The 22597-nt window shown below is 35.1% G+C and carries 16 protein-coding genes; 11 read left to right on the top strand and 5 right to left on the bottom strand.

Features of this window, described 5'->3' with window-relative positions; all coding sequences use genetic code 11:
• The first annotated feature begins 26 nt into the window (after positions 1-26).
• From UABHE_RS01570 to UABHE_RS01555, 4 genes are all read left to right on the top strand, one after another.
• Entirely contained in the window at positions 27-449 is a 423-nt protein-coding gene (locus UABHE_RS01570) for an ATP synthase subunit C (protein ID WP_372368409.1), read from the top strand.
• 74 nt (positions 450-523) lie between these two features.
• Positions 524-1129: a HEAT repeat domain-containing protein gene (locus UABHE_RS01565; RefSeq protein WP_372368408.1), complete on the top strand. Its 606-nt coding sequence runs from the start codon at positions 524-526 to the stop codon at positions 1127-1129.
• Positions 1122-1661: a hypothetical protein gene (locus tag UABHE_RS01560; RefSeq protein ID WP_372368406.1), complete on the top strand. Its 540-nt coding sequence runs from the start codon at positions 1122-1124 to the stop codon at positions 1659-1661. Before UABHE_RS01565 ends, UABHE_RS01560 begins: the two co-directional genes overlap by 8 nt.
• A 4-nt stretch (positions 1662-1665) precedes the next feature.
• The gene (locus UABHE_RS01555; RefSeq protein WP_372368405.1) at positions 1666-1920 is read left to right on the top strand and encodes an FmdB family zinc ribbon protein; all 255 of its coding nucleotides are present in this window, start codon (positions 1666-1668) and stop codon (positions 1918-1920) included.
• Between the two features lie 89 nt (positions 1921-2009).
• Here the strand turns inward: UABHE_RS01555 and UABHE_RS01550 are convergent, their stop codons facing one another.
• Together UABHE_RS01550 and UABHE_RS01545 are read right to left on the bottom strand one after the other, a co-directional pair.
• Complete coding sequence (locus tag UABHE_RS01550) at positions 2010-2741, bottom strand: prepilin-type N-terminal cleavage/methylation domain-containing protein (protein ID WP_372368404.1); 732 nt, start codon at positions 2739-2741, stop codon at positions 2010-2012.
• A gap of 109 nt (positions 2742-2850) precedes the next feature.
• Positions 2851-3609, bottom strand: coding sequence for a prepilin-type N-terminal cleavage/methylation domain-containing protein (locus UABHE_RS01545; protein WP_372368402.1), 759 nt, complete (start codon positions 3607-3609; stop codon positions 2851-2853).
• Positions 3610-4402: 793 nt separating this feature from the next.
• Between UABHE_RS01545 and UABHE_RS01540 the strand changes: the two genes are divergently transcribed.
• Positions 4403-6235 carry an efflux RND transporter periplasmic adaptor subunit gene (locus UABHE_RS01540; RefSeq protein WP_372368401.1) on the top strand — a complete coding sequence of 611 codons (1833 nt, stop codon included), beginning with the start codon at positions 4403-4405 and terminating at the stop codon, positions 6233-6235.
• Positions 6236-6629: 394 nt separating this feature from the next.
• On the top strand, positions 6630-9827 hold the full coding sequence (locus UABHE_RS01535; RefSeq protein ID WP_372368400.1) for an SUMF1/EgtB/PvdO family nonheme iron enzyme: 3198 nt from the start codon (positions 6630-6632) through the stop codon (positions 9825-9827).
• A gap of 185 nt (positions 9828-10012) precedes the next feature.
• Here UABHE_RS01535 and UABHE_RS01530 read toward each other — a convergent pair whose 3' ends face one another.
• From UABHE_RS01530 to radC, 3 genes are all read right to left on the bottom strand, one after another.
• Positions 10013-10957, bottom strand: a complete 945-nt coding sequence (locus tag UABHE_RS01530; protein WP_372368399.1) for an agmatine deiminase family protein — start codon at positions 10955-10957, stop codon at positions 10013-10015.
• Positions 10884-11162, bottom strand: a complete 279-nt coding sequence (locus UABHE_RS01525) for a hypothetical protein (protein WP_372368398.1) — start codon at positions 11160-11162, stop codon at positions 10884-10886. The genes UABHE_RS01530 and UABHE_RS01525 overlap by 74 nt, the downstream gene beginning before the upstream one ends.
• Before the next feature lie 124 nt (positions 11163-11286).
• Positions 11287-11973 (bottom strand): DNA repair protein RadC, encoded by a 687-nt coding sequence (radC, locus tag UABHE_RS01520; protein ID WP_372368397.1) that lies wholly within the window; start codon positions 11971-11973, stop codon positions 11287-11289.
• 394 nt (positions 11974-12367) lie between these two features.
• Here radC and UABHE_RS01515 point away from each other — a divergent pair, with 394 nt between their 5' ends.
• The 5 genes from UABHE_RS01515 to UABHE_RS01495 all read left to right on the top strand — a co-directional run bounded on the left by UABHE_RS01515 (position 12368) and on the right by UABHE_RS01495 (position 22512).
• Positions 12368-14356, top strand: coding sequence for a SpoIIE family protein phosphatase (locus UABHE_RS01515; protein WP_372368396.1), 1989 nt, complete (start codon positions 12368-12370; stop codon positions 14354-14356).
• A 12-nt stretch (positions 14357-14368) separates the two neighbouring features.
• The gene (locus UABHE_RS01510) at positions 14369-19027 is read left to right on the top strand and encodes a tetratricopeptide repeat protein (RefSeq protein WP_372368395.1); all 4659 of its coding nucleotides are present in this window, start codon (positions 14369-14371) and stop codon (positions 19025-19027) included.
• A 374-nt stretch (positions 19028-19401) separates the two neighbouring features.
• Entirely contained in the window at positions 19402-20517 is a 1116-nt protein-coding gene (locus UABHE_RS01505) for a prenyltransferase/squalene oxidase repeat-containing protein (protein WP_372368394.1), read from the top strand.
• A gap of 178 nt (positions 20518-20695) precedes the next feature.
• Entirely contained in the window at positions 20696-21058 is a 363-nt protein-coding gene (locus UABHE_RS01500; RefSeq protein ID WP_372368392.1) for an STAS domain-containing protein, read from the top strand.
• A 455-nt stretch (positions 21059-21513) separates the two neighbouring features.
• Complete coding sequence (locus UABHE_RS01495; protein WP_372368391.1) at positions 21514-22512, top strand: PrsW family intramembrane metalloprotease; 999 nt, start codon at positions 21514-21516, stop codon at positions 22510-22512.
• The last annotated feature ends 85 nt before the right edge of the window (positions 22513-22597 follow it).

Genomic DNA, 22597 nt, shown 5'->3' with positions numbered 1-22597 from the left:
GCTGCTGATTACGCAGCAACAGAATTATGGAAGAAATTATCAAGTGGTTTGGTATTATTAGCCCAATGGCTTTGGGCGCTGTTGGATCGGCAATTGGATGTATGATTGCTGGAACAGGTTTAGCAGGCGCTTTGCCACGCACAAAAGAATCTCATGGTGGCCTTATCGCAATGTCTGCAGCACCATCTTCACAAACGATATATGGTCTTGTACTTATGATGACACTACAAGGTGCAAAAGGTAGTGGCGCGCAGTTCTTAGCTATTGGTCTTATGTGCGGTCTTGCTATTATGATCTCAAGTATCATGCAAGGGCGTTGTTGTGCCGCTGCTATCCGTGCGACAGTTGAAGATAAAACTGTATACGGAAAGTGCTGGATTCCTGTTGGTGTAACAGAAAGTTTTGCTGTATTTGCAATGGTATTTGGTATGATTGCAATGCAAGCTTAATTATTGCACAAAATGATGAGTGATAATCACTCATCATTTTATCTTGTAAAGATTCTCAAATAGGAGAAATCTCAATGGACATACGCCAAAAATTCATATTTTTTTTGCTTTTATCTCTTTGCTATACCCAACCCGAAAAACTCATTTCAACCACAAATAATGCCCATCCACTACTAGCACAGCAAATAACAAAATGGATATCTTCACTAGAAAATAACGACAAAAATTCATACAATAATTTAGTAAAGATAGGGCAAGTATCACAACCATATTTGTACGCTGCTTTACACGAGAAAATTAATTACACAGCAAAAAAAAGTGTTATTCAAATCATCGAAAAATTAAATTTGCCAAGTGAAAATGTCCTGTTAAAATGTATTCAAAACGATAAAATACATATACGAGTTCGCGAACAAGTAATTATTTCACTAGCAAAAATAGGGACTAAAAACTCACTTCCTCTTTTAATCAAAATAGCCTTCGATCGAAATAATCTTTTATATCGTAGAGCAGCAACAACAATAAATAAAATCGCAGAAGTTGAGTATTTAGTGCAACTATTACAACACTGGGAACGTGATATTACGAAAACGGCTCATAAAAATCTTCTACGTAAAACGAAACAAAAATATCCTGCTAATTATAATACGTGGAAAAAATGGTGGAAAAACAATGAATAAATATATATTTTTTATTGGGTTTATATTTTGCGGATGTATACAAACCGTCGCCCCTTCAAAAAAACTTACCCAAAAACCACTTCTTTCTGATAAAGAATTATTTGCAGAAGAACAAGGTCTAGCAAGTAAACTTGAAGAAGCATGTGCTAACACAGGAAACGCTTTTCAAAGTGCACAAAAACTAGCGTTAAGTACGGGAAAAAATATATGTATTATTGTTGACAAAAATTCAGTAAAAATATTTGAACTATTAGAACGCTCTTCTCCACCTCGACGAGGAACTCCATATGGAGAGTATGAACTCCCTGCGAATTTACAATTTGCCCACAAAAGCGCGCGTTATTTTTATTGCGATTATGCGCGACGCATAGATTTTGATGATCCTGATGTGCGTTTAGTTACGCGAACAAAAAATGCAACAGCAGATATTATTATTGAGCATAGTGGTCGCGATGGGGAAAAAGGATTGATTGACTTTACCAAAAATAGTCCGACTATTCGCTATATAACCACATCTTTCATAAAGGAATAACCTTATGCCTATATATGTATACCAAGCGAAAGAAACAGAAAAAGGGTGTGAATACTGCACAGAAGAATTTGAAATAATGCAGTCAATTAAAGACGAGGCTCTAACTGAATGCCCAAAATGTAGTGCCGAAATTAAAAAGATAATTCAGCCATTTGGTTTTTCAGTTGGCAAGAAACATATGATGACAGATAAAAACCTTAAGAAAAAAGGTTTCACAAAGCTTGTGAATGAAGGGAATGGCAAATTTCGAAAACTTTAAAATAAACAAAATACTACCAAATAATAATCAAAACTCGTAGTTACTTAGTGCAGTGATTACGAGTTTTTTATTGAAATGAGATACATAACCTATCCACCTGCTGTTGTCCAAGTCTGTGTATCAACAGCGACTGTTCCCGAAATAAAAGCTCCAGAAAGCGATGCATCTACCTCAGCCGGCGCGCTTGCAGCAGTAGAAACTGCAGCATCAAAGTTAGGAACAACGGTATCAGTGTAGCGAGGTAAACCTCCAGCAAGCGTATTTGCAGCAATCAGGATCTCTCCATTGTGATTTACAGCAAAACAGCGAAGTCCACTATTATTAAAAACAGTTGGCCACGCATAAGAACGAAAACGCGTTTCCTGTAGTATTGCATCTGTAATATTTCCAGTGTCGCTAGCCGCTGTATCTGAAGCGTCAGTTATAGGATTTGCTCCGCTTGTAGGCAAAAATACTACAAAAGAATAACCAGTTTTACGGCTAATACCGTCCGTTTGAGGTTGTAAAGAAGCAGGACAAAATGGCTGAGTGATCCCTTGAGCACCTGGACTTGTTAAAGTGCGTAAATAAGCTCCTGAAACTTCCCCCATTGTTCCATACTCACCTGTGCCATTAGCGTTAAAATCAATAGTCGAGGCACTCTGAAATAGTACTTGAAAAGTATGTATTCCTTTTAAGGAAGCAATTGCTGCTCCTTCGTTAGCGTTTATTTTAGAACGTAAAAAAGCAGGAATAGCAATCGCAGCGATAATGGCTATAATCGCCACAACAATCATCAACTCAATAAGTGTGAAACCTTGTTTTTTTCTTGTAGATAACATGAATAGTCTCTATATCATTAATTTGCTTTTTTTAAGTAATTTAAGGTCGCGATCTGGCAAAAAAATAAAGTGGGAAATTCCCACTTTATTTTTATTAGAGAAATTGCAATTAGTTACCAGCAGCAACCCAAACTTGTAGATCAACACCTGCATCGCCTGACTTAAAAAGACCAGCAAAAAAAGTGTTGTCAGCAGGAGCCGGTGCAACTGTACTTGTTGCAGCACTTGATAAAGGACCAGCAGCAAGACCTTGGTACACTGCCACACCAGCGTTTGCGTTAGAAGCTGTTAAAACTTCGCCTGTTTCATTAACTGCAAAACAACGAATCCCTGTGTTGTTAAAAACATTTGGCCATGCGTATGCTCTAAAACGAGATTCTTGGAAGATAGCATCTCCGTTGTTAGGAGCAACGCTAGCGGTAGTATTGTCAGTATCTGTTACGATAACAGCACCTGGTAAAGTTACTTGATATAAATATCCAGACTTGCTTCCAGCGCCACCAGCAGTAGCAGCAGTAACAGGTTGGTTTGGTTGAAGAGAAGCGGTAATGAATGCTTGTACTTGTCCTGGACCTGTTGCTACTCCAGCTGCACCACCCGCACCCGCAAGACGAGTATATGAACCAGTGAGTTCACCAAGCGTACCATATTCACCAGAACCGTTTAGATTTTGATCAAGAATGTTACCACTTTGGAATAAACCTTCAGAGGTAAAGATACTTTTTAGAGTAGCAATTGCACCACCCTCGTTAGCTGTAATTCTTGCTCTTAGGAAAGCAGGAATAGCAATCGCAGCAATAATCGCGATAATCGCAACAACGATCATTAGCTCAATAAGGGTAAAACCTTTTTTTTTCTTGTTAAGCATTTAGATATCTCCATAATCTAGGAAACTTAATTTACTTAAGAGATTACTCCCACATAAAAATAATCTCTATATATTTCTATTTTATCAGTCTGAAATACAAATTTTAAATACTATTTTTATTTTAAAGTAAAAAACATACTTCAAACAAACAAACATTCTTTGTTGTTTTGTCGATGCAACAACCATGCCCAAACATTTTTTTTCTTGAAAATGCCTTAATACAAGATAGACAAATACTCTCAATAAACCTTCCGCTAGTCATAAATAATATGGATTGTAAATCGAAACATACTTCTTTATAAAAAAAGATACTTTATAAAGATATAACTTTTCTCCAGTGCCTTCCACATGCTTTATTATGTGACAATTTTTGTCACCCCCAAAATCACAATGACAATTTTTGTCAATCCATAGTTTCCCATTCACTAGAAAAAAAGCACACTTTTATTTATATTCTACATTTTATAAGTGATACAACATTTCACAATCGTTGCTATCACCGTCAACATAAGCATGACAGTTACCGTTTTTTGTTCTCTCAAAAAGAAGCTGTACTTTTTTTATCTAGGCGCCATTACGGCTACAACTACGATGACGGCTAGGCTCGCGGTCAAAATTACGCTCATCATCTAACTGGTGACAGTCCCTAAGGACACGCTAGAATATGTGGTTTTCATAAATTTTTCTCGATTTGCTATAGATAGTTTGCTATAATTTTCGCAAAATATAAACCTCATGACGTTATTGGCAATTAAGGCAAATAAACGTGCCTAAGCAAATTTAGGGGAACTTCATGGCTGAAAAATATTACTCTTTTCAGGATGTCTTGCGTGAACTACAGATGGAGGAATCTGAGTTAAAAAGGCTTGTATCCGAAGGAGAAGTAAATGCAATTAATGACGGACAAAATATAAAATTCGCCAAGAGTGAAATTGAAAATATACGCAGTAATAAAATGGATGCTGGGACAATAATGGTTCCAAGTGGCCACGGTGAGAGTAGTGAAGAAGTATTGCTTGTAGATGAGGTAGATAGTGGAGCTATAAGTGCCATAGAAGAGGTCGGATCATCAATGGCACTACACGCAGAGTTAGCAGATGAAAGTAGCGCATTTGTAAATATTGATGATAGTGGTCCTTTATTGTCAATGGAAGAATCGCAAGATGACAATCAACCAATACTCAACATTTCCAGCGAAATGAAAAAACCTCGTATTCAAGGTGTTAAAGAAGATACAGAAGAGTTGATTTTCGAGCAGAGCAGTGGTGAAGATCTATTAGAAACAGGTGAATTATTGTTCGATTCTGTCAATCAAGTTTTACCGCGCGACCGCGAAGAAGCAGAGCTTTTCACTGAATCGGAAATGGGTATCTCTGACGATTATGATGATATTGATGAAGCTTCCGTAAAAGCAGCAATAGATTTCGTAGATAGTTCTGATGAAGAAATTGTCAGTACCTCTACCCCTAAAAGTAACATTCACTATTCATCGGTGGAAATGCAACGTAGGCAAAAAGTTCGAACGATGGCAGGTGTGAGCGTTGGTTTACTTACATTTGCAGTAGTAGCACTTTTTTTCTTTTTCCCACCTGAGGTAACACAAAGTAAGCCACAAGTGACAACTTATGTAGTCCAAAATATTTCTTCTGACACTACATATAACTATGAAAGCGAAGTTAAACCTATTCGTGAATCTAGTGTTGTTGCAAGCATTAGTGGTACTATTTCTGACTTACTTACAACAAACAATCAAGTAAAAAAAGGCCAAACAATTGCAGTCGTGGGTTCAAGCGGCGACCCAAAAGTAGAAGCCAGATACAACAGTTTAAAAGGGCGTTATGCAAAAGGTAAAAAAACCTATAGTAGATATGCCAAATCACGTAACACTTTAAAAAAATACTATACAAAGTATGTAAAAACTCCAAGAAACAAAAGATCTACTCTTGACAGTAAAACCAAAAGAGCTGCCAAGATTTACTATACAATGCTAGAGTACCGCAAGAAAAGTAAAGCATGGCAATCTGAGCTCACTAAATTAAAAAAACAAATGGGTGGCAAGCAACAGATAAAAGCTTCCGCTAGTGGTTTTATAACTCAGGTACATGCAAATAACAATAGCAAAGTAAGTTCTGGAGATAAAATATATACTCTAGGTGAGGTAGATCAAGTTTTATGTAGCTTTCGAATTCCAAAAGGTGAAGCGGGAGAGTGGAGTAAAGATGATACTGTAGATGTTACTATTGCAGAAAAAACCTATGCTGCTATTATCGAAAATGTCAACGAAGATACCTCCACACAACCTACAACATTGTGGCTGCATCTTAGAGTCGGTAACAAAAACGCTCAAATAGAACTAGGTCAACAAGCTTCTTTAAAGTATGATAAAAAACACGAAGTAATGGCCATTCCACAAAATGCGGTATTCTCCGAAAACAACAAAAATTACGTTTTTGTAATTTTGGAAGGTCAAAATAAGGTACTCCGTCGAGATGTGCAACTTGGAGAAACAAGAGAAAATAATTACATAAGTGTAAGTAACTTATATGCAAACGAAAAAATAGTTGCTGACAATACTTTAAAATTAAAAGACAACCAAGATATCACTATCATGGACGAAAAAAAATAAGATGTGATCTACACAAAAGATGAATGTAGACACGCCTCAACAAAATATATACAATAAATAGGGTAGAGATTTAAAAATCTCTACCCTATTTTTATTTATAAGGGATGGCCGAGGTTTAACAATCGCATAACAAAACGAAGGATGGATTACACCGTATTTATAGTCGCATCGCAGTAAGATCTAGCGGATATTTCAATATCAAAACGAATTATTCTACAGTACAAGGAATTCCCCATCGCTGTTGTAAACTAATACAAAGAGTTGATGGATATTTTTACTTCCAGAAAGGAGATGCGAGGTTGAAAAAGGTATCGGGCTCATGTTTATCACATTCGCGTTCGAGTGACGATTCCTCCCTAACTTATAGAAGTCGGGGTATCCTCGTCACAAATTGATGAAAAAATACATATGCGCTCTAAGTATTTTCTTTTCGGTACTATATGCAGAAGAAGTACTCTTTGTTAAGAGCGGAGAAGTTGACGGGATCTATATTGGATCTTTTTATCTTGCCAAAAAAGAAATTAGTAATCAAGAGTTCTTCTTGTTCATTGAAGAAGATGGCTACAACAAAAAACATCTGTGGGATGCAAATGCACTCGAAAATTTCTCTCAAAAATTTAAAATAGAAAACGGTGATCAAGCTCCAAGAACTTGGAAAGAGGTGAGTCCTCCAGCAGGAAAAGAATATCAAGCTGTACAGGGTATAACAAAAGCAGAAGCACGCGCCTATGCAACAAACCAAGGTTGGGTTGTCCCTAGTGAAAACATGTGGAAACTCGCACAAAAACAGCACAAAATAGGTGATTATCCTTGGTTCGATGACATAGAGGAAAATAACACAGGAATCCAGCTAGTAAGATATTCTGTATCTGGAGATGCACTAGAACAACGTTTAGTTTCTATACAAAAGGAAATTAAATCATTCGCTAGCGTCAGCCAAGTAAATCGCAATGCATCTAGTATACGTGATTTAGGGCGTAAGCAAAAAAAAATGCAGAAAAGTGTAAAAAAGTTTGATAAAGACATGCGTGTTGTTATGGATAATCTACAAAAAGACAAACAACAAGAACTGCAAAAGCTTGTCACGACAATGAATAGCAAACTACTTGCTTTAGAAAATCAGCAAAAACAACAAATAGAACAAACCATGAGTAAATGGCAAAATCAACAACAATACAGCACAAATAAAATAAAAGATTTGACAAAGCTAGTGGTCATGAATTCTCAAGAAATTGCAGATTTAAAAAAAGACTACGATCTAGTTACAAACGAAAATAAAGACCTTAAAAAACAATTACAAAAATTACAAAAAGCAAGCGTACTTAGTAAAAAAATAGATAACATTCAACAACAATTGACTGAACAACAAACATTGACTAGCAACATGAAGAATAATATTGAAGGTCTAAATTCCAGTGTAAATACACAAGTAAAAAGTACGATTCAAACGTTCAAAAACGAGCAAAAACGCTGGTTAACATCTCAAGAAAAAGATCTAAACACTAAAACAAAAAAGTGGCAAACTAAATTTGCACAAATTGATGAACTAAATAAAGACACATTCGAATTAGAGAAACAAGTCAAAAAGCTCAATAGTCTATGCCCACCATTACCAGGTAACAACAATTATGTCCAGAGCATGTTAACATTGAAGTCAGGTTTTGAAGAAGTAAGATTGACCACCAAAAAAATCCAGACAGACCTAAATTTTTTACAACAAAAAGACATTGCTATTGAACAACAACTACCTCTTTTAAAAAAGCAAGATGAACTACTTGCAAAAGAAGACAGCAAGATACAATCAACGATAAAAAACATTTCAAGCCGCGACGACAATCAAGACAAAGAAATTGCAAAACTAGATGCTATTTCTGGCCAGATGGAAAAAAAGACCAAAGAGATTAATAAACACATTGAAATACTACAAAAAAATGACACGGATACTCTCGGAACGATATCTAGTATACAAACAATTCTTTCTTCGCAAGCACAGAAACATCAAAGCTCTAAACAACAAGCACGCGAAATGCTCACAGCAGTTACTCGCCAAAAAGAAGATATTCAAAATCTAAATAAAAATATTAGACTACTGCAAAATAAAGACTCTTCTATGGATAAATCCTTAAAAGAAACCGCAAACATTCTGCGTGGAGAATCGGAAAACATCCGCAAAAAATTATTTTCGGCACAGCAATCGGAAGTAAAAGACATTGCAGAAAATACAGATAAAAATGCCGCAGAAATCAAAGGCTTAGAAAGTTACTTGCGAAACGTCCGTTCTCATTTGCAAAAAAAGATGGAAACACTAGAATCTGATATAAAAAATGTTGAGCAAAAACGCAGTCGTTTAGAAACAGACTTTCGTATAGCTGCTACACAAATGCGTCACAATATGTTAGAAGTCGGTCAAAAAATGTTGCAACTATTTGAAAAAGGCATGTTTATTGGACCAATTCCTCCAGAAAAAGAAATCCATAAAAAAGTAGAAGAAAAGAAACCAAATCGAAACATAAACAAAAATCAAAACCCTAAACCAATCCAAAATGCTAAAATAGCAAAAGAAGAGCTGGAAAAACTCCGCAAAGAACGCGAAAAATTCAAAAAAGAAATAATTCAAATACAAAAGCAACAAAATGATAAAATGTTAGAGCGAATTAAACAAACGCAAAATATTGCAAAACAAGCTCAACAAGATAAGAGTGGTCTAGTTACCAAAATATACCAAGACCATCGCAAAGATTTAGCCGAACTTTGTTATAACACCAGCGTTGTATTTTTCAAAAACAATAGAATAGAACTAGCAAATAGTTTTATTAATATGTGCTTCAAATACGATGCAAATATGGCTATTGCAAAAAATTTCTGGAACGATAATTGGGTTGAACTCAATACCCCAAATAACATGGTATACATACCCAAAAAATTAGCAATTTTCGGAAAACAAAATGATTTTGAAGTTCCATACCGTAAACAAAGAATTCCTTCATTCTTCATGGATCGCTACGAAGTAACCCGTGGCGAATTTGCTGATTTTGTGAGTAAAGCTTATGCAAAAGATGAGTTTTGGAGTAAAGAAGGCAAAGGTTGGCGAAATAAACGCAATAAACCACGAAATTGGAAAAACCCAAATGCAAGCGAAGTAAATCTACCAATGATTAATGTTACGTATTACGAAGCTGAAGCATATGCAAAGTGGCGCGGAAAAAGATTACCTACAGCAAGTGAATGGGAACGTGCAGCGCGTTTTATAGATGGAAGATTGTATCCTTGGGGCGATAAGCCACCACGCGACGGCAAACATTTCCGCACAAACTTTAGACAAATAGGCATGTATAAAGACAAATTTCCATACAGTGCGCCTGTTGGACATTTTAAAGACGATTTAAGCCAGGAAGGTGTATCCGATTTATGTGGAAATGTCTCAGAATGGTGTTCTAGTTCTTACAAGAGAAACAATAACAAAAAAACCATAAAAGGTGGCTCTTTCAATAGTACACGTTATCGTTTACAAGGATACTTCGAGGTAGGAGAAGAGCCAAACGCCACAGCACCATTTATTGGTTTTCGTTGTGTAAAAGACAGTCCTCGTTAAGAAAACACTTCCATAAAGATGTACGACTTCTTATGGATGTCTTTGGTTTATAAACAGTTACAACAATTGTAACTTCTAGATCTACTTAAACTAAGTGTATGTAGGGTGATCTTGTGCTAGCACAAGACCACCCCCACAACACGCAGTCATAAAGAAAATCTATTCTAAGTGACCTGCCATCCTATTTATTTTTTAGCCATAACAAGCTTAGTAATACAGTGAATAGCACCATTTGCGCCAATAATTTCATTACAATCTAAACCAACAATACGATGATTCGGCATAAGTTTTTTATATACATTCAAGGCTACTTCATCTGTACCGCGACCATAAACTGGAACTAAAATCGTTTTATTGACGATCAAAGAATTCGTATGCGTATAACTCGTTCCCCAATGGTAAGCCGGCATAGGAATACGATGAACAATAAAGTTTTCTCCATCGCTATTTTTCATCTCAGCAAGTTTCTTCGCTATATCATTCAATATATAAAAGTTATTACCAAAACCGTCCATTGGCGTTTTATACTCTCCAACGATTATATTGCGGTTGTCAAGTAACTTACAAAACATGTCAATATGACCTGTTCCGTCATTTTCCATATCAGGAACAATATAGATTTGGTCGCAACTGAAATAGTCTTTCATATAACCTTTAAGTTGCTCTTCAGATAGATTTGGATCTCCTCCTTGTTTTGGATCAAAAACAACGTCTGTCATAATTGCTGTTTTTTTACCATCTAAGATAAGATTTCCACCTGGTAAAATAAGTGGACACTGAAATGTTTCCCATCCGAATTTATCACCTAGGGTTTTTGGGAATTTATCATCTCGTGGTCGTGGACGATTATACACAAGATCTATAATTCCTCTTTTTCCATCTTTGGTATAAATGAACCAGGGACCATAATCGCGCATCCAAACACTATTAAGTCCTTCGCGAATAAAAATAATGTTTTCCATATTGCACTGATCTTGTTCAAGAATAGATTTTACATACTCAGGAGAACTTGTAGAGATATAGACTTTATCAGTTAACGCCACTTCTTTTGCAATGCTACGGAAGCAAACGGCTATAGCCAATCCACGATAAACAAACACCTTCGCTTTTTTCAAATTCTGCTGGCGCAATGAACATTCCCTTTGGCGGACTAAAACGAAAATTCTTTTTAGACGCAAGATATTTTCCCCAAACAATTTCCCAACTATCACCTTCGCTTGAAAATTGATCAATGATTTGCTGCTTTTCTTTCAATGTTAAGTTTTTAGGAGCAAATGTTTGTGCCCAACCAAAAGAAACAAGAAACAGCAATACAACACAAATAAACTCTTTCAATTTTATTCTCCCAAATTTAAGATATTATACCTTGTGTACAAAGCGTAAGGCATTATATGCATCATGTCTAAATACATAACCCAATTTTTGTAACTAAGACCTGCTCTAGACTAGCAAAAAATCATCAGAAATGCACGATATTTTGTTCCGCAAAACTTACATAGCAACCTTCACCAATAATTATATGATCTATAATTTTTATCCCAACTATACTTCCCACCTCGATTAACCTTTTTGTTGTACTTATATCTTCTTTACTCGGTGTCGGATCTCCCGAAGGATGGTTGTGAACCAGTAAAAGAGAATTGCTACTTTCTTTTATTGCAGAAGAAAATACTTCACGCGGATGCACAATTGAGGCATTAAGAGAACCAATAGAAATAAGTTCTTTCTTTAAAACTTGATTTTTACTACCTAAGTGGACACAAAAAAACTTTTCTTTTTTTTCGTCGCGAAGCATACATTGAAAATGTTGATACACTTGTTTACTACTCGATAAAACTTCACCTGTTTCTGCTACTTTCTGGCAAAACCTACGCGCTATTTCCAAGCAAGCTTGGACCTGTATCGCTTTCGTTAAACCAATCCCTGGTAACTTTTGCAATTCAGCAATACTTGCTGTCGAAAGAACACGTAGACTTGGAAACTCTTCTAACATTTTTCTTGATACATCAAGCACATCGTGGTTACGAGTCCCACTGCGAAAAATTAGAGCAAAAAGTTCGCGATCTGAAAGAATAGAAATACCATGAGCAACTACTTTTTCGCGAGGTTTTTCATTCGGGGATAAAGAACGTAGAAAATTTTTCATATTTTCTTTCTAGTTAAATAATCCAAGAAAAGAAAACAACCAAGAACTATTTTTAGCTTGCACAAGTACAACTAGCACAAGTTATAAACATTATACTAAACGACCTGACAAAAGCAGCTACAGCGGCAAAATCTTATTCAAAGCCCCTAACAAACACGCCAATTTTCTATACATTCGCTCTTTCCACACATCCTATACAAAATCTATTTATTTTGTATACACGCTTCAATTATCGAGAGGTTGTAAAAAAACAATAATAATTCACTAGAAACTTTCCAACGAAATCGCATAAGATACTTGACATCATTGTAAAGTGCGGCTATCATAAAATAAATTTTTCTTAAATATAAATGTATATTTTAAACATTTCATGGCTTATGGATATGGGACTGTTATGACTGTAAAAATAACTATTACTGCAATAGATAAAATTAAAAATCAGCAAAGAAGATATTCTAAATATGTTCCTATGGGCGATTCTTTCGGTATTATTCTTCAAGAAGTAGAAGATCTCAATACGCCTGACAATATCGATGATAGCTACTCATGTGTGATCAAAAATAAAGATGGTGATATTTGGGTAGATAGCCATTTAGATGATGGGATCCATGTAAATGTTGAACATGTACAAGACAGTAAACAAATACAAAGTGGAGATGTTATTTATCTCACCAAAGATATTTTACTAAACATCAAAACATATGAACTCTCAGGTCGTGAGTTATTTCGCTCAACCAAATTTTCTAGATTACCCATCGTAATTAAAGTTCCTGTAACAAAAAAAGAACAAAAAAAAGAAATCGAAGATCATAGCAACCCTGTTGGCCACGAGATAGATGGTTACTATTTTGAAGAAATTCTCGACTATGGAAATATGGGAATCGTCTACAAAGCCATTCAAAAATCACTGAAACGTCCTGTTGCCATTAAAACTGTTGCACCGCAACACTTAAACGACCCAACTCTTGTCAAAAGATTCATGAATATGGCAAATCTTGCTTGGCGTTTAAATCACCCTTATATCGTTCAAATCTACGATACGGGAATTAGTCAAGATTTCCGCATGAACTACGTAGTCATGGAATATGTAGAAGGCGAAACTCTCGCTTCGATGCTAAGAGATAAAGGAAACTTAGATATGGAAGCTACTTGTGAAATTATGTGTCAGTTAGCAAGTGCACTGTCTTTTGCTCATCGCCAAAATATTATCCACCGCGATGTAAATCCATCAAACATAATGATTACGAATGACAAATATCTAAAGCTTATTGGTTTGGCATTATCAAAAATAGTTGACCCTAACGAAGAACAACTTTACTTGACCGCCAAAGGACAATCAATGGGGACAGAAGGATATATATCTCCAGAACAGTTCAAAAGTGCTGCAGATGTTGACTACCGCACAGACTTATATTCTCTAGGGGTTATTTTTTACCAGTGTTTGTGTGGGTGTTTACCATACAGTGAAGAAATACTAAAAGATCCAAATAAATATGGTAAAGCTTTGAAATACAAACCCAAACTAGCTCCAAATAAAGTTAAACCATCTGTTCCACAACCATTAAGCGATATTGTGATGAAATGCTTAGAGCCGTCACCAACAAAAAGATATCAAAAAGCAGAAGAAATTCTTCAAGATATAAAAGTGTATACAGAAACACAGCAACTATCTATCGCCCAAAAACGCATTCGCGCTATGTTTCCAAAAACACCAGAAGTTCCAGGCTACGAATTCCATGTTACTTTTGAACCTATGGAAGAAATAGGTGGCGATTTTTATGATTTTGTCAAACTTGATAATAATAAAATGGGTGTTGTTATTGGTGATGTTACAGGGCACGGTGTCGAAGCTGCTGTTGTTATGGGAATGGTAAAATCTATAGTTAAATTGATGTCTAAAAACTTAGATTCTCCAACCGAAGTACTAGAGTATGCGAATCAAGAGCTTCATCCTGATATGGACACCACTACCTTTACCACTGTAGGTTACGGGGTTCTTGATTTAACAAATAAAGTATTTTCTTTTGCCCGCGCAGGACACAACCCTATAATTCTTTACAACAAAGAGCGTGATCCGCGACTTACAACATATCTACCAAAAGGTACTATTATCGGAGTTCCTTGGGCGCTAAAATGCGAAGAAGCTAAGATTCAACTGCAATCAGGAGATATGATTATACAGTATACTGATGGTATTACTGAGGCAAAATCGAAAGCTGGCGAAGAGTATGGTTTTGAGAAATTATGTGAAGTCATTGAATTGTCGAATGCATCTGATTTGGAAGAAATGATTCAAATTGTAAAAGACGATGTTGCTCAATTTTCAAAGGGCATGACAGAGGATGCAGATGATATCACCATACTTGCTTTTAAAGTAAAGTAAAGGATACGTATCATGGTAAAAAACAGTGATGTTTTATTTGGAAGAACTGCTGCCACATATAAGTTTGTCAGCCGCGAAGATATAAAAATGTGCGTTGTAGAAGTAAGCACATCAAGAGTTCTTGGTATAAAAAGATACGTTTCGCAAGTTATGTACGAGCGAGGGTTACTTTCTACGGAGCAAATTTTTGCTGTTTATTATTCCATGATTCGTTCTCAACAAATAAAAAAAGTACGCAACTACCGAGTTTGTGAGTTTACTTTTGCCGATGATGAAATTCTATATAATGCCGTTGGCGCAAAAGAAAAAATACCATTGCAAGAAAATGAAAATTCAGCAGAAGAATTCAAAAAAAAATTTGCAATAGGTATAGAAGAATTCAATTTATGTATTGATATTCAAAAAAAATTAGAAAACGCTGGCATAAAAACACCACTGCTCAATATCTTGTTCCATAAAAAGCTCCTCTCAAATCCAATAAAAGAGATCATTTCAGATGCCACAAGTAAAATTAGTGAACTAAATATAGCCAAAGATTTCACAAGTAAAACGGTAAAAAAAAGTATAGCAATTCTAATCAACCAGATTGCTATTATCAATAACAGAATGACCACTAGTGAATCAAGCGACGCTCTCCAAAAATGGGAAAATACTCTCGAAATTCCACGTCTTAGTTTAAAGTACTTAGAAGTTTGTTTTTATCTAGGTTTTTTATCTATAGCTGATTGCCAGAAAATAGCTTCTTTTTTAAAAAAAGTATCAGGAATCGAATATGGTTTGCGTTTTCATCTTGTACGTTTAAGTGACAAAGAACAAGAGTTTTTTGATCTAATGCAGAAAGAAAACCAACTAAAAGAGAGTGTTGTTGAAGAAGGAAAAGAAATCAAACAGCAGTTTGCCAAATTTGGAATTGACTTACCTTTACCAGACATACTAATGCTCAAGGGAAATCTAAAGAGAGAATCTATTGCAAAAAAATGGGCTAACTCTCAAAGAATCAAACTAGTACGTGAAATTGCGGAAAATGACAAAGACTTGGACGGAACAGTTCAAGCTCCTATCAAATTACCAGCGAAAGAAGAAGCAGATCCTCAAGAATTTGAGGAAACAGAGGAATTTGCTAAAGAACTAGATGAAACATTTCGTACATCGCAAACAATACAGAAAAAAGCCCTACAAAACGAAATCCAAAACTTACGCGCACGTCTAAAACGCGCTAGTCCTGTAGAAGTAAAAACAATAAACACTATCATTGGACACTACCAAAAAGCTGACCAAGCAATAAAAAAAACTATTTTTTCTATTGCCGCAGTTGTGTTTTTTATTTTTGTTGGAATATTTATTGCATACCAACAAAAGCCTAGTGAAAATGAAAGCAAAAAAAATACAAACAATACAAGTCAAAACAAAATCAAACCTAAAAAACAATCTATAGAACAACTATATAAAATCTCTCGCGCAGCAATCAACAAATACCAATTTTTAAAAGTTCATTCAACCTATCTAAAAATAATTTCTCAAAACAATGATGAAAAGCAAAACAAAAAACTATCTATGCGTGCAGGAGAATTTCACTCTCTTAATAAACTGATATCTTCTCTCAATGATATTATTAATATTGAAAAAAAAGTAATCATTCTAGCAAACAAAAGTGTATATATCGAAAATATAACTCCTGAACATTTCCTTGTGAAAAGTGAGCAAGAGGGCTATAAGATACCTCGTGAAAATATAACTCCCTTAGAATTATACAATCTATTATCAACCTACTTAATAACCCAAAAATATCCGTGGGAAACAGCTCTTTTTTGCTATGAATACAACCTGCCATCGTATGCTAAAAAACTACTTATTTCATTTGTAGAAAGAAACCCTCATCAGAAAAACTTAGTTTGGCAATTAATGTCTAATAAAACAAGTATTCCTATACCTGAAGGAGGATATGTAGTATACAAAGGTGAAATTATTTCTCACAAACAACATGAAAAAATCCAAAAAAATCTAATCGCAAAAGAGAAAAAAAGAGCAAAAGAACAAATAGAACAAAGTATACCTAAAAAAGAAGTTTCTCCTTTACAAGTATGGGAAAACAGACAAAAAGAATCACTACGTATACGCCGATCTCGATATATAAAAGAAGTAAAAGAACAAGGCTATGTTTTTTACAACAAAAGGTGGACTTCACCAAGCACCGTAAAAAAAGAAAACGAAGTTTACGAGAAAATGCGCCGCAACTTTGTATGGTTTAACGATGAGTGGCATTTGCAAAGTAGTTTAGGAAAATGGACCCAAGTAACCTATCGTAAAGAGTTATTAACCGGTTACATATCTCAAAATACAGACTCAAAATTATATACATTGCGTACAAAACAAGGTATTAGATATTTATCTCAGACACTAGTGCGCGATAAAAAAAGCTTTCCTGCACCTTGGGAATCGTACTGGTTGCTCGCAAAGAAAATACCGGTAAACGATATTCATGCACAATATGAACTTGGTTTATGGTGCAAAGATCAGAACTTGAAATTGCCAGCTCAAATACAATTTGAATTGGTTCTAACTCAAGCACCAAATCACCGTGGTGCGAGACACTACTTAGGCTTTAACTATATAAACGAACGTTGGTACTTTCCGCAAGAAAATATCACTCAAAAATTGAATTTTGCACAGCAAACAATGTCATACTTACAAGCGCGCTACTACGGCATTGTTGTTCACCAAAACAAAACAGTCATTGATTTTTCTATTTTAGACTATAAAAAACCGTCTCAGCAAAATATAAACGAACAAAAAATAGCACAAGAAATTTTCGGTGGTACGCCTCAACGTACAGGAAAACGATGGAGATTGGCGTATAATTTTTCATCTTCTATGAAACTAGGGGCCTGGGAAAATGTCACCAGAGGAAAAACATCTTCCCCTGGAGCCATCATTAACGAATATTTAGAAGTTACAGCAGACGATACATCTCCTGCTTTCGCCCACTTAGCGATACCGTTTATAGGAAGGCTTCAAGTAAAATACAAAGGACAAATAGCACCACGTAGTAAATATAATTTATATACTAAAATTTACCATGAAAATCCGCGTGATAGTGGTGGCTATTTATTTGCTCTTAACTGGAAAAAAAATTTACAAGATAAGAACAGCCAAAACGTTATTCAAAGTTATGAAGATGGCCGATTCGAAATTATTGACCTTGCAAAATCACCAACTATTCCCAGTGGAAAAAATTACCGTATAAATATAAACGCACACAAAGGAAAACTTTCTTTAGATTTAAGTGGCGGTAGATTATTAAACGCGCGCGAAAATACAACATATGAAAAAGGTGGCATTAGTTTTGGAACTTTTGATTCACGAGTGCGATTTGACGACATAGTTATTCTTGGACAAATTGATGAAAATTGGTTTCAAGAACAAGTAATTGCTGAAAAAACAAAGCAGTTAGAGAAAAGCGAAGACAAAAACATATGGATAAATGGTATTGCAAAATCCTTATCTAACCACTACATTAAACTAGACAGTACAACACGGTCTTCTTTAATCAATTGCTATAAACTTTTTGTCAGTGGTAACTTAATTTCAAGTAGAAAGTTGATAGATGAAATATTAGCGGCATACCCGCAAAACCCATTTGTTCTTCTAACGCGAGCAAGAATACACAACGAAATGAAAAACTATATTGCTGCAATAAAAGATAGTAGTGATGTTATACAAATCTTAAAAGATAACAACGACGAAGAACTGTACACCGCTTATATAGTTAGAGGTATTGCACGTAATTTCTTACAACAACGCAAAGATGCTCTACAAGATTACCTTCAAGCACAAACACTAGCTCCAGAAGAACTTCTTCCTAATTACATGTTGTGTAATTGGTATTTACAGAACAATGATATCAAAAAAGGGCAAGAAATTTTAAAAACATACCTCGGACAAGATAAAAGTAATGAGGAAGCAAAACAAATTTTCTCAACAGTGAAAAAAAACGAATCTCCTTACGTTTTTAAACATTATTTACTGACTGAAAAAAATGAAATCGTCAGCGATTATCTTCAAGAATCATATGACAAACTCAATAAAATAATGAAAAAAGCGAAATCTTCGCAAACAGTTACCGTTGAAATATCTTCATCACAACAAACTCCTCAAAGTTATTTAGACCATCATTTATTTATTTTTCCAAGACGTAGTAATGTTATATTCATGCCTTTACAAAACAAAATAGTTGGCTCCAGTGATACTCACAATGATATTTTTACTTCTGAACTACATAAAGCATCTTTACGACAATTAATAGCGCAACAAGATTTTCCTAACTGGTTACAGGAAGGTTTGCTTATTTACTTAGCACATTATCCTAAATTTTCTTTATATCACTATTTAAAAACCATAGAACATATTCGTAGCCATCAAGAAAATTTACACATAATTCTCAATGACGAGAGTTTTTATGGTATTAATTTTGAAATACACCGTTCTCTTAGTTATACCTGGATACACTTCTTCTTAAACAGCAGGTACAAAGATTCATTTATTAATTTTCTTTATGAAACTTCGCGTAAAGGCCAAGCTAAAAAGCTTTTGTATGAACTTGTGTTACAAAAACGCCAAAAAAAAATACACAAAGAATTTATTAAGTTTTGGGAAAACTTGTTATTGAAATAATGCATAATAATAGAGTGTATTTATCTTAGATCGGTGCACAAGATAGTTTGACTCCCTAAATTCTAAAGAACTTTTTTATTTAAACTACGTTTAGATATGTAGAAAAATCACTAGGCGTATTCCTAAAACAAATACTTACTAAGGCGTGTCATCAATTAGATGTTAGTAATTATCGTAATCGTAGCCGTAGTCGTGACCTTCACCGTGACTGTGACCGAGCATTTAATAAGTTTTTCAAAAACATACTATTGATTATTTCGATTACGACTACGGCTACGGTAAGGGTCACGATCAAGGTCATGTATTTTCAAATTGTAAGTTTTAATTGATGACACGTCCTAATAAAAATTAACTTTTAACTGAGGAGATTTGGTTTGAAATACTTAACTGTAGTTTTATTTATAGGCATGCTATTACCAAGTATTGCACTTGCCGATAGTAAAAATTTAGATCACTCTATCAAACTTTCAAAACAAACAAAAAGCAAAGTTAAATCAGCAATTGATCGCGGTGTACGCTTTCTGCGATACTCACAAAACAAAGAAGGACACTGGGGACACCCTGGTATTACCGCACTTATTCTATATTCATTTTTCTTAAGCCCTCGTAAATACGGTCCAGAAGACGGTCCTTGGGTACGAAAACCAATTGAGTACATAATAAACTTACAAAAAGAAAACGGCGGAATATACACGAATCAACTAGCAAACTATACAACATCAATATCCTTAATGGCGCTTACAGGAAATCCAGATGTAGCGAAGCAGCACGAAAAAGTTATTGAGAAAGCACAAAAATTTTTAGTGGATTTACAGTGTGACGAAGGTGAAGGCTACGATCCAACAAAAGACCCTTTGTACGGAGGTATTGGTTATGGCGGAGATGAGCGCCCCGACTTATCAAACACACAATATGCCTTAGAAGCTCTACATGACTCAGGTTTATCAAAAGACCATCAAGTATACAAAAAAGCTTTAATTTTTTTACAGCGTTGTCAAAATCGCACAGAAAGTAACGACCAAAAAGGCTGGGTTGCAAATGACGGTGGTTTCGTATATTATCCTGCTAACAGCCCTGCAGGTGCAGATGCAACACAAACTGGAAAAAAATATCGTTCTTATGGTAGTATGACATATGCCGGAATAAAGAGTTACATATATGCTAGCGTTGATAAAAATGACCCACGTGTGCAATCTGCTTACAAATGGATTTCTCGTAATTATGATCTCAGCGAAAATCCAGGGGCTGGAAAACAAGGTCTTTTTTACTATTACCACACATTCGCCAAAACGATGAGCGTCTACAATCAAAATGTTATCACTGACGATAAAAATGTAGATCATAACTGGCGCGAAGATCTAGCTACGATTCTTCTTAATAGTCAAAAAGAAGATGGTTCATGGGTAAATGAAGAAGATAGATGGTGGGAAGCAGATCCAAGACTTGTTACAGCTTATGCTGTTTTAGCGCTATCTATTTGCTACAAATAACAAATAAATCTTGATAACTGATCAAATAACTAGTATCGTAACAGTTAAAAGACAGAATTAGAAAAGCAAGGATGTGACAATACTGGAAATATGTAATTGACAAGAGTACAGATAGTAATTATACTAAAATATAATACTCAAGACACAGTGACCTTTTATCTTAAGGTTTGGCAAACCTATGGAATTCCAAATTACTTCAGAATTAAAAAATTATGACACAATCGGGGATGTAGCTATTTTAAGCTTCATTGGTTCTGTAGACCAAAAAAGTATGCAGATTATTGAAGCAAGTATTAGTGAATGCTATACCAAAAACATAAAATTTTATATTTTTGATTTTGGACAAACCCTTAATATTAATAGTACAGGTATTGGTGTTCTCATCAATATTACATCTCAAATTAGTATGGCGAGTGGATGTGCTTGTCTTATAAATGCGGATAAGTTTAAAAACTTAATAGAAACGATTGGGCTTTCTGATCGGTTACCAATCGTAGGAAATGAAGAGAAAGCTATTGAGTATATCAAAGGTACTTTATAAATTGTGCACATTCAATAACTTTTAGGAATAATGCTTACAATAGTTTATTCCTAAAAGTTTTCTCTAAAATTAACTTATTCATCAGAAATATTACCACTAAATTACTAACCCACATCCTCCAACCTACCTATCAAATCAATATTTTAGAGTATCTATATTTAATTTTTATGTAATGCTTCTAAGTACAAAGCTCTAATATACCTAAAAATTTTTATTGTAAGTGACCTAACAAAAGTAGTTACTCGCCCAGCGCAGAGTATTTATTTTCTAGTGTAACGCGATAAAGGCTGCCTAACTAAGGAGCAATAAAACTAGAAACTAAAAAGAACAGAGCTTGAATCGATAAAGACTTTGGCGGGTCACTTCAATTTATGTAAGTGCTCCTTTTTCGGGATGCACAGAATACTTTATTCCAGAAAGGAGATGCGGGAAACCAGTAATCTCGCCATTTCACAATGACAAAAGAAAAAATGCGCTTACTACGCTCTAAATTAGTAAGAACTTTACAACTTCTCAATTTAGCAAAACAAAAAAACTTAATTGATAACGAAGAGTACACAAAAACAACAAAAAAATATCGCAAAAAGATACTATCTTTACCTATAGAAAACAAAGAGCAAGCTCCACCATACGAGATCCTTGAGGGATTTGCTTTTAAAATTGCGTTTGTACTAGTGGCTTTTTTTGCAGCAGCCTATTTTTTGCCTAGTGCACTTGAGTTAACATCAAAAAAACCATCATTTTTATTTGTAGCTTTTGGATGTCCACTAGTATATTTAGTGATTGTTTACCTACTAGATAAATACGAACCAGAACCAAAATTATATGTTGCAGGCGCATTTATGTGGGGCGCAATATCCACTGTAATTGCCTTGTACCTAAATCAATTTACCGCAGGAATATTTACGATGGCTATCTCAATTTGCCTTGCTGGAGTTACCGAAGAATTAGCCAAGGGCATCGGGCTCTTTCGCCTTTCTAAACACCCTGAATACCACGACACTCTAGATGCTATTGTTTATGGTTTTGCCGTTGGTCTTGGGTTTGCTGCTGTAGAAAATTTATTTTATTATTATCAGTTTACACAAGCTACTGGTAAAGCAAATCAATTACTTGGTAATGTAATTACCATGGTGGCAATACGAGCATCACTATGTGCTTTAGGTCATGCCGTATTCACGACAATAATCGCACTGGTATTAGCAAAAGCAAAGCAAGCCAAAGGAGTTCCTGATCTAGGCGACTTCGTTAAAGGATATATACTTGCGGCTCTTGTACACGGTTCTTTCAATTATTTTTGCATTACTATAGGCAACGCATCTATACTCGTAAACAGTATCATTGTAATTACCGGTTTGTATATTTTTTGGCTTATCATTAAAAACAACTGGAAAGAAGCGCGTAATGATAAAAACTACTTTAAGAATTTAGGTATTCCTTCTGATATTCAGTAATTTTTGTTAACAATTCAATTGTAGGGGGGGCGCATTTAGGCTTTTACATAACCTTAAATAAACGTCGCCACCCCCTAAATAACTT

The organism is Candidatus Uabimicrobium helgolandensis, from assembly GCF_041508025.1.
Classification (GTDB): domain Bacteria; phylum Planctomycetota; class Uabimicrobiia; order Uabimicrobiales; family Uabimicrobiaceae; genus Uabimicrobium; species Uabimicrobium helgolandensis.
This window is presented reverse-complemented; position numbering and strand designations above follow the sequence as displayed.